This window comes from Streptomyces sp. NBC_01439 (assembly GCF_036227605.1).
Taxonomy (GTDB): Bacteria; Actinomycetota; Actinomycetes; order Streptomycetales; family Streptomycetaceae; genus Streptomyces.
Genome location: NZ_CP109487.1, coordinates 8597819 through 8611183 on the forward strand (window position 1 = coordinate 8597819; position 13365 = coordinate 8611183).

Consider the following 13365-nt stretch of genomic DNA (forward strand, 5'->3'; position numbering starts at 1 on the left):
CCCTCGCCGCGGTCCTGTTCGACATGGACGGCACCCTCGTGGACACCGAGGTGCTGTGGTGGCGCACCACCGAGGAGATAGCCGACGGCCTCGGCCACCGGCTCACCGACACGGACGCACCGGACGTCGTCGGCCGGGCGGTGGAGGACACCGCCGCCCACCTCGTACGGGTCTCGGGAGGCGGAGACCCGGCCGAGGTCGCGGCGGCGCTCACCGAGAGATTCTTCCGCGGGGTGCAGGCCGGGGCGCCGATGCGGCCCGGCGCGCAGCGGCTGCTGACCGCGCTGGAGGCGGAGGGCGTGCCCTTCGCCCTGGTCAGCGCGTCACCGAGGGTGGTCGTCGACTCGGTGGTCGGGGGCTCCCTGGCCCATGTCCCCTTCGCCTTCACCCTGTCGGCCGACGACACCGCCCGCACGAAGCCGCACCCGGACCCCTACCGGGCGGCCGCCGGGCGCCTCGGCCTCGCACCGCGGGCCTGTGTCGCCGTGGAGGACTCGCCGGACGGCGCCGCCTCCGCCGAGGCGGCCGGCTGCGCGGTCCTCGTGGTCCCGTCCCTACTGGCGGTTCCGGCGTCACCGCCGCGGACCTTCGCCGAGTCCCTGGAGGAGGTCACCGTGGCGCGGCTACGGCGCTGCGTGACGGCGGCCGGCTGACCCCCGGACTCAGGTCGGCAGGCCGAGGATGTCCAGGATGCCTTCCGCGTAGGCGGCGCTCCCGGAGCCGGGGTCGGCGGCGATCTCACGGCGGAAGCCGTCGATACCCGTACGGATGAAGGCGGCGCACTGCCCGTGCAGTCCGGCCTCGTGGGTGCCGCCGTCGTCCACCGTGCACAGCAGGGCCAGCAGGGTCCACAGCAGGGCCTCGCGGCTCGCCCGCCGGGGCGGGTGCGCGGCCCAGGCGGCCATCAGGACACCGCACACCGCCGGGGCGGGCGGTTTCAGGTGCTCGGCGAAGAAGACGTGCCCCTCCAGCGCGTGGAACGCGGAAGGATGTCCCTCGGCGGCGTCCCGCACCGCGTCCACCAGATGGCCCGCCGAGCGGCCGCAGCCGCACTCGATGGACTCCCAGTCGTGCCGCGCGATCTCCGCCGCCACGGCATCCGGAACCAGCGGGCTGCGCAGCACCGCGGACCGGCGCAGCAGAGCCTGCTGCCGCTTCTCGCTCCCCGTCATGGGGCACAGTATGAGGCCAGGTCGCAGTGGTCGGCGAGGGGGGTCGGAACCGGATCGCGGGGGCCTTCGTCACAGACGCCGTGAGGATGAAACGAAGAATTGTGGCACTGCTGTGCGCCCTGCTCGTGACCCAGCTGGGCGCACTGGTCAACCCCGCCTACGCGTGCGGGTGCGGGGCCATGATTCCCGACGGCCAGTCCCGGATCGGCGTCGACCGCGAGACCTCCGTGGTGCGCTGGGACGGGCGCACGGAGCAGATCGTCATGCGGTTCACCGTCGGCGGGGACGCCCACCGGGCCGCCTGGATCATGCCGGTACCGAGCCGGGCCGCGGTGGAGCTGGGCGACGGCAAGATGTTCGACGAACTGGGCCGACTCACCCTGCCCGAGCACAAGAACCGCGGCTACTTCTGGCCGCGCGAACACGACTGGCCCTTCTCCTCGGGCGGCGTGCGGGACGGGGCCGGCGCCCCAGCGGCCGGCGCCGCAGCGCCACCGGTCGGCGTCGTCGGACGCGAGCAGCTCGGTGACTTCGACGTCGCACGGCTCACCGCCACCGACCCGGACGCCCTGAAGAACTGGCTGGAGGCCAACGGCTTCAAGCTCCCCGACCGCCTCGCCACCGAGGTCAAGCCGTACGTGGACCAGCACTGGGAGTACGTGGCGGTACGGCTCGCCCCGCGCGTGGGGGACGAGCCGCTGCGCGGCGACCTGGACCCGCTGCGGATCCGCTTCGACAGCGACCGGCTGGTCTATCCGATGCGGCTCTCCCGGATGGCCAGGACACCGCAGTCCCTCGGCCTGTACGTCCTCGCCGACCACCGCATGGAGCCGGCCTCTCCGATCGGCGGCTCCGCACCCGAGGTGACCTTCGCCGGGACCATCCGCCCCGGGACCGGCCCGCTCGCCGAACTGGCGGGCGCCGAGTCCGTCTTCCTCACCGCCATCGACCAGCGGTTCCCGGAGCCTGGGCGGATCGACGCCGACCACGAACTGCGCGCCACCGCCGAGGACACCCCGTACCGCAGGGCGATCTACCACGACGAGCTCCTCACGGTGGGCGGCGTCCCGGTCTGGCTCCTGACGCTGGCGGCCGCCGTGGCGGTCCTGACGGCCACGTCCGTCGCGGTGCTCCGCGTCCGCCGCCGCCACCCCGGCCGGGGTTGACGCGCGAGCCGTGGGACACCAGCCTTGCACCGGAGTTACCGAAAGGTAAGGGGAAAGGGTGGTGTCCATGGACGAGGACGGCGTACGGCGGCGGGAACAGGACCGGGACGACGCGGAGTTGATGTTCCAGGGGGTCGCGCGCCAGGCCGAGCTGGTGCGCACCGGCAAGACCACCTCGCGCGCCCTCGTCGAGGCCGCGCTGCGCCGCACGGCCCGGACCGATCCCGTGCTCGGGGCCTTCCGCATCGTCCTCGCCGAGCAGGCCCTCGCCGAGGCCGATGCCCGTGACGCGGCAGAGCCGACCGGTCCGCTCCACGGCGTCCCGGTCGCCGTCAAGGACGAACTGGACGTCGCGGGTCAGGTCACCACCTTCGGCGGATCCGCCAACCGGACCCCCGTCACCGCCGATTCCGAAGCCGTACGCCGCCTGCGCGCCGCCGGCGCCGTCGTCATCGGCAAGACGACGATGCCCGAGTTCGGCCAGTGGCCCTTCACCGAATCCGCCGCCCACGGTCACACCCGCAACCCGTGGGACACCACCCGCACCCCCGGCGGCTCCAGCGGCGGCAGCGCCGCCGCCGTCGCGGCCGGACTGGTCGGGGCGGCCCTCGGCGGCGACGGCGGCGGATCCATCCGCATCCCGGCCGCCTGTTGCGGTCTGTTCGGCCTCAAGCCCCAGCGCGGCCGGGTCTCCACCGCCCCGAACCCGCACCTCTGGTACGCCCTCGGCACCGTCGGGCCGCTGACCCGCAGCGTGGGCGATGCCGCGCTGCTCTACGACGTGCTCGCCGGCACCACCCCCGCCGACCGCTGGAGCGCCGGCCCCTCGACCACCAGCTGGGTGGCGGCCCTGGAGAGCCCGCCGGGCCGGCTGCGCATCGGCTACTCGGTCAAGCCGGCCGTGCCCGGGGTGCGTCCGCATCCGGAACACGTCGGGGCCGTCCTGGAGTCCGTACGGGCGCTGCGCGAACTGGGCCACGACGTAAGGGAGGTCGACCCCCGCTATCCCGACGCGACCGCGCCGTTCGCCGCGCAGTTCTGCGGTGGAGTGCGGGCGGAGGCCGATGCCGTCGAGCGCCCCGACCTGCTGGAACGGCGCACCCGACGGACCCTGGCGCTCGCCCGGCTGGTGCCGGGATCCGCCGTGGAGCGCGGGATCCGGGCGGGGGAGCGGCTGGCGGAACGCGCCGACCGCATGTTCACGACCATGGACCTGCTGCTGACACCGGTCGTCGCCGAGCGCCCGCGCCCGGTGGGTGCGCTGGACGGCGCCGGGCTGCTGACGGCGCTGGCGCGCTCGCGCCCGATGGTCGCCTACACCGCGCTGTGGAACGTCACGGGGCACCCGGCCGCCTCCGTCCCGGCGGGCCTCGGCGAGGACGGTTTGCCGCTCGCCGTGCAACTGGTGGGCCGCCGGGACGACGAGGTGACCGTCCTGCGGGTCGCGGCGCAACTGGAGGAGGTCCGGCCGTGGGCGCAGCGACGCCCCCGGCTCCCGTCCGCCTGACGGGATCCGGCGGCCGTCCCCCGGGCGCCTCGGGCCGGTGAGACCCGTACGGGCGGCGGGGCCATCGTGACCGCCGGGAACTCTCACGCGGAGCGGTACGCCCTGAGCGCGAGCGCGCCGATCGCCGGTGAGCGGTGGTGGGCGTTCGCGACGAACACCGACACCACCAACCCGGGCACGCTGGAGGTCTACGCCATCTGCGCGAAGGTCGTCAACAACCCGACGCTCACCACCCCCTGACTCGTGCCGCACGGGGCCGCGTCCGTTCCGGGAACGTTCCCCGGAACGGCCCTCGTGCGAGCTGCTTCGCTGAAGGGCTGGGTGGGCCGTCGCCAGTGGGGTCCCACCCGCCCATCCCCTGGTGGACCCGGCGCTCGCGCCCGGGCACCGGTGAGGGAACGGCGCCTTCTACGCCAGGCCGGTCGCTCCTGATCGGACGGTGCTGCTCGCCTCCGGGACCGTCCGGCACGGTCCGGCCCCGGACGGATCGCCGGAGACCGCCCGTACGGATTCCGGGGTGCGGGCGGGTCCAACCGGGAGGCCCGTCTCGCGGTGGAACTCCTCGTGGGGGATCCCGGATCGCGGTGTCAGAGCGGCCGGGGAGGCCGGGTCCGCCAGAACGTGCAACCGTGCTCCGCTGCGAAGGAGGTGCTCGGCCGCGTCGCGACCGGGCCGAGGGTGAGCACCGTGGCTGCTCCGGGACCGGCCGCCGGCCACGGGGCCTGGCCCGCCACCACGGGCGCGCCGAAGCGGGCGAACGCCGCCCAGTAGCGCTTCATCCGGTTCCCGAGCGCGACCTGCACCGGCGTCAGCGGGCGCTCGCCCATCGTGAAGTCGTACAGATAGGCCAGCTCCGCACTGTGCGCGTTCGACTCGTCCAGGCCCGGCACCTGTGCGCCCGCGAGCGTCGGAGAGGCCGGGTCGTCGAACTCGTAGACGTACGTCGGCACTTGGGCTGCGAACAGCTGCGCCGTCCACGCGGTGTGGCACGCGAAGGTCGAGTCCGTCATGACCGCGGACAGCGCCAGGTACGGCGAACCGTACTTCGCGACCGGATACCGTGCGACCCGGATCTCCGCCGAACGCGCCGATGTTCTCCCGGGTCCAGCGCAGCGCCGCGAGCTGGTCCATCAGCCCGAAGGATCCGGGCGAAGGGCTCCGGAGTCTCGGTGATCGCCGTACAGCGCTTCGAGTGGAAGCAGGGCGACATCTTCTGCGTCCCGTCCTGGGCCTGGCACGAGCACCACAACCTCGACCCGGCCGAGGACGCCTGCCTCTTCTCCTTCAACGACTTCCCCGTCATGCGCTCGCTCGGCTTCCACCGGGAAGAGGACTACGCCGACAACGGCGGCCACCAGCCCACCACCTGAACCGCTCCGCCGTGCCGGACGCCGCCGGCCCCGACACCGGCCCCGGCACGGCGGAGCACCGGCGAGTGCCGCCGCCGACCCACCCCCGCGCACCCTCCCCCTCATCACGCAAGGAGCACCCATGCGGTTGGTCAGCTACACCCTCGACGATGCTGTCGTGCGTCTCGGCGCGCAGGTCGACGACCTCGTCGTGGACCTCACCACTTTGGCCCGGCGGGCCGACGTGCAACTGCCGCCGGACCTGATGTCATTCATCCGGGCCGGCGCGGCCGCCCAGGAGACCGCACGCGGACTTTTGGCCGCGGGCCCCGAGGCCTGGCCCGTCGAGGCCGTCCACCGGATCGACGCCGTGTCCCTGCGGGCCCCCCTGCGCCCCGGCAAGATCATCGGCGTCGGACTCAACTACATCGAGCACGTCGAGGAGTCCAGCCGCAGCCTCGACACCGACAAGGACCTGCCGCCGCGCCCCGTCCTCTTCGGCAAGCCCGCCACCGCCGTCACCGGCCCCGGACAGCCGATCCTGCACAACGCCGACCTGACCACCCAGCTGGACTGGGAGTGCGAACTCGCCGTCGTCATCGGCCGCCCCGCCTTCCGGGTGAGCGAGGAGGACGCGTACGAGCACGTCTTCGGCTTCAGCATCGTCAACGACATCAGCGCCCGCGACCAGCGCCGCTCCGGCCAGTGGTTCTTCTCCAAGGGCCAGGACTCCTACGCCCCCTTCGGCCCGGTGGTCGTCACCCGCGACGCGATCCCCGACCCGATGGCCCTCGACCTCTCGCTGCGCGTCAACGGCGTCACCAAGCAGAAGTCGAACACCCGGCACATACTCTTCCCCATCGCCCGCCTCATCGCCGACATCAGCTCCGGCATGACCCTGGAGCCCGGCGACGTCATCGCGACGGGCTCACCGTCCGGCGTCGGCGCGGGCATGGTCCCGCCCGAGTTCTTGTGCCCCGGTGACATCGTCGAGGCCACGGTCGAAGGCATCGGAACCCTGACCAACCCCGTCGTCGACGCCCGCTGACCCGCCCGGGCAAGAAGGAGCACCCGTGTCACCCCGCACCTACCGCATCGGCCAGATCGTGCCGAGTTCCAACGTCACCATGGAGGCGGAGGTCCCGGCCGTCCTCCGGGCCCGCCAGGCCGTCGTGCCCGACGAGCGCTTCACCTTCCATTCCAGCCGGATGCGCATGACCCACGTGACCCCGGAACAGCTGAGGGCCATGGACGCCGACTCCGACCGCTGCGCCGTGGAACTCTCCGACGCCCGGGTCGACGTCCTGGGCTACGCCTGCCTGGTGGCCATCATGAGCATGGGCCTCGGCTACCACCGCACCTCGGAGCAGCGCCTGCACGCCCGGACCGCCGAGAACGGCGCGCCCGCCCCGGTCGTCACCAGTGCCGGAGCCCTCGTCCACGGGCTGCACACCATCGGCGCCGAGAAGATCGTGCTGTTGGCCCCCTACATGCGCCCGCTCACGCGGACCGTCGTGGACTACCTGACGCACGAGGGCATCGAGGTCCTGGACCATCGGGCCCTCGAAATCCCCGACAACCTGGACGTCGCCGCCCACGACCCGGCCCGGCTGCCGGGTCTCGCCCGGGCGCTGGAGTACGCCGATGCCGACGCGGTCGTGCTCTCGGCGTGCGTACAGATGCCCTCGCTCGGCGCCATCGAGGAGGCCGAGCAGCTCCTGGGCAAGCCGGTGGTGTCCGCGGCCGTCTGCACGGCCCACCAGCTGCTCCGGTCCCTGGACCTGGACGCGGTGGCACCGGGGGCGGGCCACCTGCTGTCGGGCGCGTACGCGCGGGCCCCGTTGCCGGGGTAGCCGGTACGGCCCGTCAGCTGCCGAAGGCGGTCAGGGCCAGGCGCTGGGCCACCGCCGGGAAGCTGTTGAGGGAGGACGAGGTACCCACCGAGTAGACCGCGCGCCGGTCGAGGTCACGGGAGGCGAAGACACCGCTCCTGTACCCCGGGTCGGACCCCGTCTTGCCCCACAGGACCGAGCCGTCGGGCAGCGGTACGGACATCAGTCCGACGCTGAAGCAGGCCGTACCCCTGCCGGGACCGGTGTTGCAGTTCGCGTCGTTGGCGTACGGCAGCGGCTTGCCGTCGATGCCCTTCGGCACCGTGAACAGCTCCGCGGCCTGGGCCGGGCGCAGCAGTCGGCCGTCGAACAGGCCGGAGATGAAGCGGTCCAGGTCACCCGTGGTGGACGTCATGCTGGCGGGCAGCCCGCCCTGCACGTTGACGTCGACCAGCTCGCCGTTGCCCTTCGGCTGGTAGCCGGGCAGGTAGGGCCGTGGCACGGGCGTGCTGCGGCCCGGCGCGGCGGCCCGGGTCTCCCGCATCTTCAGCGGCTTCAGGATGCGGGCCGTCACCTCGTACTGGTAGGAGTGCCCGGTGATCTCCTCGATGAGCTTGCCCGCGACGCGGTAGCCGAAGGAGTTGTACTCCTGCCGCGTACCGGGGTGGAAGCGCGGGCCGGGTGCCGGCCTGCCTTCCGGGCGGAGCGTCTGCCGGATCACCTCGTCGAAGGTGACGTAGTCGAGGCGCCGATCGATGTCCTCGTCCGGCGAGGTGGGCGGGGCGCCCTCGAAGTCCTGGGGCAGGCCGCTGGTGTGGTTGAGCAACTGCCGTACGCTGATCGGCTCCTCGAACCGGTCCTCCGGCAGCAGCCCGGGCAGGTAGTGCTGGACGCTCCGGTCCAGGTCGACGCGGCCCTCGGCCGACAGCTGGAGCAGGATCACCGCTTCCATGGGCTTGGATATGCTGCCGATCCGGAAGTGGGCGTCGGGGCTGACGCGCCGACCGGTGACGATGTCCCCGGACGCACCCCGCCAGGTCTGCCCGTTCTTGTGCACCTCGGCCACCACCCCGGCGGCACCGTCGCCCGGGCGCACGGCGATCGCCTCGCGCAGGGCGGCACGGTCCAGGGGCGCGGGGGGCCCGGCGGTGGCGGCCTGCGCGGGGGCGACGACTCCGAGCACCAGGGCGGCGGTGGTCAGGGACAGGGCCGGGAAACGGCGCATGGGGGGTAACTCCACTCGGAAGGTAATGATCATGTCCCGGCGAGTATGTCCGCCGGCCCGTCCGTGTTCGACGGGGATCGCCCCTACGCCGACCCTGAAGCGACCCTGACCCCGCATCAGGGACGCCCGCGGAGCCCGGACCAGCTCCCGCCCGCTCACGGCGCGCCCTCCCCGGCCCGGGCCAGCGCCAGTACGCCCGCACAGATCAGGGTGATGCCCAGCAGCTGGGGGAGCAGCCACCAGCCCGACCGCAGGTGCTCCTCGTACAGCACCACCCCCAGCGCGATGCTGATGCTCGCGTCGCCGAGGGTCAGCGCGGGCTGCGACGCGACCAGCGGGCCGCCCTGCATGGCGTGTTCCAGCAGGAGCAGGGCACAGATGCCGGTCGCCCCGAAGGCGTACGTCTCCCAGGTCGTCAGGAAGGCGACGAAACCGTCGTCGTCGAGGACGTGCACCGCGGACTTCATCAGTGCGGCGGTGAGCGCGTAGCAGACGGCGGTGGCCGCACCGAGACAGCCGGCCCTGGCCCGGCCGGGCGGCAGGCGCAGTCCGGCCACGGCCAGGGCGGCCACGACGACCGCGCACGCCGCCAGGGCCACCACCCAGCGCTCGGGCGGCACGTCGGTCCGGTTGCCCATGGGCGAGGCGGCCACGAGCGCGACCCCGAGCCCCGCCACCACCCCCGCCACGGCCAGCCACAGCGCCCGCGGCAGCCGCTGCCGCGTCATCAGCGAGGCGATCAGCAGCGCGAGCGGCAGCTCCAGCACGAACAGCGGCTGTACGAGGGCCAGCGCGCCGGTGGCCAGCGCCAGGGCCTGCCCCGCCCCGGCCGCGATCACGGCCAGGATGCCGCCGATCCACAACGGACGCCGCAGCAGATCGAGGACCAGGCCGGGGCGGAAGCCGTCGCTCTGCGGCACGGTGAGCGCGGCGCGCCGCTGGAGCACCGTGGCGAGCGCATTGCTGAAGGCCGCGAACAGCGCGAAGAGGACCGGCAGGACGACGCCCATGCGCCGATCCTCACGGCGTCCGCCGCCCCTCCGCGTCACGACACCGGGCCACGGCCGTCCGACCCCGCGCATTCCCCCGTCCGGACCTGCCCGGCAGGACCAGGGCCGGTTCCTTCGGATCACCAGCAGGGCTGGAGGGGCGACCTTCAAGGTCTGTAAGCTCGCTCGATTCTGATGGTGCGCCCGTGAGGGGCCGAACGCGGATCCCGGCGGCCGGCAGACGCCGGAGAACGGGAGCGGACCACGGGCTGCGAAGCGCTCAAGTAGGCAATCGGAGAAACGACATGGATCTGCTCCTGGCACCGCCGACCGCCGCCGGGCCCGTACGCCTCGGAAGTCCGTACGGGAAGGCCGTGGCCGCGGTCCGGCCCTGGGGCGAGCCGCGGGTGGTCGGCCCCACCTCGCGGAGGGCGCGTCGGCTGATGGGCGACTTCGACGGGGTCGGCTACACGGTCTTCTTCGATGCGGTCGACCGTGTGACGGCCGTGGAACTGTGGTGGCCCGGAGAGGGTCGGCAGTGCACCACGCGGGTCCTGCTGGACGGGCACGACGTCTTCACCACCCCGGCCGACACCGTCCTCGCGGAGCTGCGCGAGCGTGGGTGGACCGTGGACGACGAGGACCCGGGGAACGTCTTCGTGCCGGGCGTCTCGCTGGGTTTCACCCGCCAGACCTCCCAGGAAGTACCGCGCGACGGGCAGGGCCTGCCCGTCTCCTTCACCTCGGTCCTCGTCGCAGGCATGGGCTACTACGACTTCCGCTGCGGGCAGTAGAGAAGACGCGTGGCACGCGGCCGGCAGTCTTCCGTGCGGGTCAGGCGAGATCCGAACGTCTCCCCCGGTGGCGCCCCGCGGCCCGGCGCAGGGCCAGCGCCGCGAGGGCCTCCGGGGCTCCGGCCTGGCCGCGGATGCCGGGGAAGGCGTTGATGTCCACGATCAGTGGTGTTCCGCCGCCGGTGTCGATGACGTCCACGCCGTAGACGTCCAGCGCGAACACCGCGCCCACCTCGCGCACCAGATCGGCCCAGCCGGAGGGCAGTTCCGCCAGGGGCAGGGGACGGGTGGGGCCACGGCCGCCGGGGGAGAGCTCGGACCGGCGCAGGGCCGAGAAGACCTGGTCCCCGATGGCCCACAGCTTGTGGTCCCAGCCGCTGTTGGGCGCGTACTCCTGCACCACGACCGGCTCGTGCGGCCACTCCCGCGCCAACTCCCGCAGGCGTGCCGCGTCGTCGACGCGGGCCACCAGGTCGCCCCGGCGGCTGTACCGGCTCTTGACCACCACGGGGGCGTCCGGTCGGGCCCCGGCCGCCCACGTCCCGAGGGAGTCGTGCGTACGGGTCGCGGCGAACGGGAGCCCGGCCCGCAGGGCGAGCTCGGCCATCGCCGTACGGTCCTGGCACAGCGCGGTGGCCGAGACGGAGTTCACCACGGCCGCTCCCCGCCGTTCCAGGTCGCGCGCGAGACCCAGCGCGTGCGGCGTCCGCGACTTCAGCAGGTACACCTCGGCGAGCGGCAGCGGCACGTCCTCGAGGGCGGCCGGATCGAGGGCTTCGACCTCGTGTTCCGGGGCCAGCAGGGCCGTGGTGTCCGCCAGCAGCGGATGCCCGGGTTCCGGGGTGATCAGGCCGATCTTCACGCGCCGTCGCCCCCCACGGCCGAGATCTGCGCCGGGATCGACAGGGGCAGCGGGTACGGCAGCGCCACGGGCGCCGGCTGCTGCGCGCAGCCGCCCGCCCGCGCCAGTTCCAGCACCGCCCGGGCCACCCGCGCGGCCGCGTCCGGCACCTGACGGAAGCTCGGGAAGTCGTTCACGTCGACGACCACCGGCCCGTCCGGGCCCAGCAGCACGTCCACGCCGTACAGGTCCAGCCCGTAGACCGCCCCCACCTGTGCGGCGATCGCCGCCACCTCGGCCGACAGCGGTACGCGGCGCTCCCGCACGGAGGGGTCCGGGTGCAGCGGCGAGCACCGCTCGGTCGCGAACAGCTCCCCGCCGACCGCGTACACCTTGATGTCCGTGCCCGAGTTGGGCACGTACGGCTGGGCGATGAGCAGGCCCTCGCCCGCGAGCACGGGCAGCAGCGACTCCAGCCGCTCCGGCGAGGACACCAGGTGCACGGCCCGCCCGGAGCTGCCGTCGGCGGGCTTGACGACGAGCGGGTACTCCGCGGCCGGGACCTCCCTGAGCAACTCGGGGCGGGCCACGGCGTACGTCGGCGGCAGCGGGAGCCCCCGGCCGCGCCCGAGGGCGGCGGCCAGCGCTTTGTCCCGTACGCCCCGGATCGACCGGGCGTCGTTGACGGTGGTCGTACCGGCCGCGGCGGCCGCCTCGAGCAGCGTCAGACCCGGGCCGCCCGAGACCGTCTTGAGGACCCACGCGTCGTGGGCACCCGCGTCCACCACCTCGGTCATGCGCAGGAGCGAGCCGCCGGGCCGTACGACGTCCACCCGGTGCCCCCACGCGGTCAGCTGCCGGATCACCTCGTTCGGCATGCCGTCGTGGCGGTAGTGCTCCTCCACCAGGAAGCAGAGCCTCATGGACCTTCCCCATATTCCCCGGACGTCCGCCGATACGTCCGGCGAGTCATGACGTCACAGGATGTCATGGACCGCAATGTGATGATCGGTCCGGCTGTGGGCTTCCTTGTTACGCTCCCGCTTCGGCAAGGGGGAGGGACAGGGCATGGGCGATCGGTGGACCGGGCTGCTGCACGGGCTCGTAGCGAACACGGCCGCACCGGCGGATGTGCTGGTGCGCCTGCTCGGCCACGAAGACGAGTGGGTGCGACGGGCGGTTGCGCGGCGCGCCGTGCTGCCGCAGGAGGTGGTCGAGGCCGTTCTGGTCCACCCGGACCGCCACGTACGGATCGCCTTCGCCGAGAACGGCAACGCCGCACCCGAACAGCGCGCCCGGCTGGTCGAAGACCCGAGCCCGGGGGTCCACCTCGCGCTCGCGGTCGGCCCCCTGACCTACCGGCAGCAGGTGGCCCCCCTGCCCGACTGGGCCTACGAGCGGCTGCTGAACCATCCCAGGGACCTGGTGCGCCGGGAACTGGTCGAGTGGGGCGGGACGCCCGCCCGCGTCCTGGCGGGGCTTGCGGACCACGTGGATCCGATGTTCCGTCGGGCTGCCTGTCGAGGTGCCTGGCGGGAGCTCCCGGACGCCGCACGGCAGCGTCTCCTCCACGACGACGACCACGAAGTGCGGCGGGAGGCCGCCGAACAGGTCTGCCACGAGGACGAGGAACGGACTACTTGGCTGGTCGGGGAACTGGGCGACGACTGGCGGGCGACGGACGTCCTGCGGAACGGCCGGCTCAGCCGGGAGCTCGCCGAACGCGTGGTCGTCGAGGGGGAACGGCTCCCGGCGATCGCCGGTAACCCGAGCCTTGCGCCCGACCTGGTGGCGCGCCTCGCCGACGACCCCGACCCGTGGGTCCGGCTGGCGGTCTCCGCACGCCCCGAGCTCAGTGAGGCCGAGCGCGCCGCCATCGACTACACCGTGGACCCCGAGGCCCGGCTGGGCACGCTCGACTGGGTGTGGGGGCGGCGCGAGGACGCCGAGTTCCTGCGCCGGTGCGCCCGGTCCGCGCACACCTGGCTGCGCCGCAGCGCCGCGGTCTGTCCCGGCCTGCCGGCCGATGCCGTCGAACTGCTTGCGGGGGACGAGGACTTCGCCGTACGCCTGCTGCTCGCCGAGTTCCACCCGGAACCGCCCCCCGAGCTGCTCCTCGACCTCTATCTGAACGGCACCCACCGCGCCGTACTCATGCTCGTCGCCCGGCCGGGCTTCCCCGCCGCCGGGCTCGCCGCCCGCTTCGGCGCCTCGCCCGATCCGGAACGCCGGCGGCTGGCCCTGCGCGATCCCGGTCTGGAACCGGAACTCCTCGACCGTCTCAGCCGGGACCCCGATACGCGTAAAGCTGCCGCCCGGCACCCCCGGCTCCCAGTGGCCCGGATCCGCGAACTGCTCGCCGATCCGGACACCGAGGCCGCCGCGGCCGCCAACCCCGCGCTGCCGCCTGAGGACATGCGCCGGTTGCTGGACCGGGCGGGCGTGCCGGAAATCCCGGTGAATGATCGGACAATCGACTGCTAGGTTGAT

General features: G+C 73.5%; 15 protein-coding genes. 9 read left to right on the top strand and 6 right to left on the bottom strand.

Annotated elements, in window-relative coordinates; all coding sequences use genetic code 11:
* Nucleotides 1-23 precede the first annotated feature (23 nt).
* Nucleotides 24-653, top strand: a complete 630-nt coding sequence (locus tag OG207_RS39100; RefSeq protein WP_443072880.1) for an HAD family hydrolase — start codon at nucleotides 24-26, stop codon at nucleotides 651-653.
* A 9-nt stretch (nucleotides 654-662) separates the two neighbouring features.
* On the opposite strand, the gene OG207_RS39105 is transcribed toward OG207_RS39100, so the two are convergent.
* Nucleotides 663-1172, bottom strand: a complete 510-nt coding sequence (locus OG207_RS39105; protein WP_329105706.1) for a hypothetical protein — start codon at nucleotides 1170-1172, stop codon at nucleotides 663-665.
* Nucleotides 1173-1258: 86 nt separating this feature from the next.
* Here OG207_RS39105 and OG207_RS39110 point away from each other — a divergent pair, with 86 nt between their 5' ends.
* The 3 genes from OG207_RS39110 (at nucleotide 1259) to OG207_RS39120 (ending at nucleotide 4085) form a co-directional block, all read left to right on the top strand.
* Nucleotides 1259-2338, top strand: a complete 1080-nt coding sequence (locus OG207_RS39110; RefSeq protein ID WP_329105708.1) for a DUF2330 domain-containing protein — start codon at nucleotides 1259-1261, stop codon at nucleotides 2336-2338.
* 67 nt (nucleotides 2339-2405) lie between these two features.
* Nucleotides 2406-3845 carry an amidase gene (locus OG207_RS39115; protein WP_329105710.1) on the top strand — a complete coding sequence of 480 codons (1440 nt, stop codon included), beginning with the start codon at nucleotides 2406-2408 and terminating at the stop codon, nucleotides 3843-3845.
* 66 nt (nucleotides 3846-3911) lie between these two features.
* The gene (locus OG207_RS39120) at nucleotides 3912-4085 is read left to right on the top strand and encodes a hypothetical protein (RefSeq protein ID WP_329105712.1); all 174 of its coding nucleotides are present in this window, start codon (nucleotides 3912-3914) and stop codon (nucleotides 4083-4085) included.
* Between the two features lie 347 nt (nucleotides 4086-4432).
* Here the strand turns inward: OG207_RS39120 and OG207_RS39125 are convergent, their stop codons facing one another.
* On the bottom strand, nucleotides 4433-4918 hold the full coding sequence (locus OG207_RS39125) for a carboxylesterase family protein (protein WP_329108198.1): 486 nt from the start codon (nucleotides 4916-4918) through the stop codon (nucleotides 4433-4435).
* Between the two features lie 96 nt (nucleotides 4919-5014).
* Between OG207_RS39125 and OG207_RS39130 the strand changes: the two genes are divergently transcribed.
* The 3 genes from OG207_RS39130 to OG207_RS39140 all read left to right on the top strand — a co-directional run bounded on the left by OG207_RS39130 (nucleotide 5015) and on the right by OG207_RS39140 (nucleotide 7047).
* Nucleotides 5015-5215: a hypothetical protein gene (locus tag OG207_RS39130; RefSeq protein ID WP_329105714.1), complete on the top strand. Its 201-nt coding sequence runs from the start codon at nucleotides 5015-5017 to the stop codon at nucleotides 5213-5215.
* 121 nt (nucleotides 5216-5336) lie between these two features.
* A complete protein-coding gene (locus OG207_RS39135) occupies nucleotides 5337-6242 on the top strand; it encodes a fumarylacetoacetate hydrolase family protein (protein ID WP_329105716.1) in 906 nt (301 codons plus the stop codon).
* Nucleotides 6243-6321: 79 nt separating this feature from the next.
* The gene (locus OG207_RS39140) at nucleotides 6322-7047 is read left to right on the top strand and encodes a maleate cis-trans isomerase family protein (protein WP_329108200.1); all 726 of its coding nucleotides are present in this window, start codon (nucleotides 6322-6324) and stop codon (nucleotides 7045-7047) included.
* A gap of 13 nt (nucleotides 7048-7060) precedes the next feature.
* On the opposite strand, the gene OG207_RS39145 is transcribed toward OG207_RS39140, so the two are convergent.
* Both OG207_RS39145 and OG207_RS39150 read right to left on the bottom strand, forming a co-directional pair.
* Nucleotides 7061-8251: a serine hydrolase domain-containing protein gene (locus tag OG207_RS39145; RefSeq protein ID WP_329105718.1), complete on the bottom strand. Its 1191-nt coding sequence runs from the start codon at nucleotides 8249-8251 to the stop codon at nucleotides 7061-7063.
* Nucleotides 8252-8406: 155 nt separating this feature from the next.
* Entirely contained in the window at nucleotides 8407-9261 is an 855-nt protein-coding gene (locus OG207_RS39150; protein ID WP_329105719.1) for a DMT family transporter, read from the bottom strand.
* A 284-nt stretch (nucleotides 9262-9545) separates the two neighbouring features.
* Here OG207_RS39150 and OG207_RS39155 point away from each other — a divergent pair, with 284 nt between their 5' ends.
* Nucleotides 9546-10034, top strand: a complete 489-nt coding sequence (locus tag OG207_RS39155) for a hypothetical protein (protein WP_329105721.1) — start codon at nucleotides 9546-9548, stop codon at nucleotides 10032-10034.
* 40 nt (nucleotides 10035-10074) lie between these two features.
* Here OG207_RS39155 and OG207_RS39160 read toward each other — a convergent pair whose 3' ends face one another.
* Both OG207_RS39160 and OG207_RS39165 read right to left on the bottom strand, forming a co-directional pair.
* Nucleotides 10075-10896 carry an ATP-grasp domain-containing protein gene (locus tag OG207_RS39160; RefSeq protein WP_329105723.1) on the bottom strand — a complete coding sequence of 274 codons (822 nt, stop codon included), beginning with the start codon at nucleotides 10894-10896 and terminating at the stop codon, nucleotides 10075-10077.
* Nucleotides 10893-11798: an ATP-grasp domain-containing protein gene (locus OG207_RS39165; protein ID WP_329105725.1), complete on the bottom strand. Its 906-nt coding sequence runs from the start codon at nucleotides 11796-11798 to the stop codon at nucleotides 10893-10895. The genes OG207_RS39160 and OG207_RS39165 overlap by 4 nt, the downstream gene beginning before the upstream one ends.
* Nucleotides 11799-11943: 145 nt before the next feature.
* On the opposite strand from OG207_RS39165, the gene OG207_RS39170 reads away from it, so the two are divergent.
* Nucleotides 11944-13359 (top strand): hypothetical protein, encoded by a 1416-nt coding sequence (locus OG207_RS39170; RefSeq protein ID WP_329105727.1) that lies wholly within the window; start codon nucleotides 11944-11946, stop codon nucleotides 13357-13359.
* The last annotated feature ends 6 nt before the right edge of the window (nucleotides 13360-13365 follow it).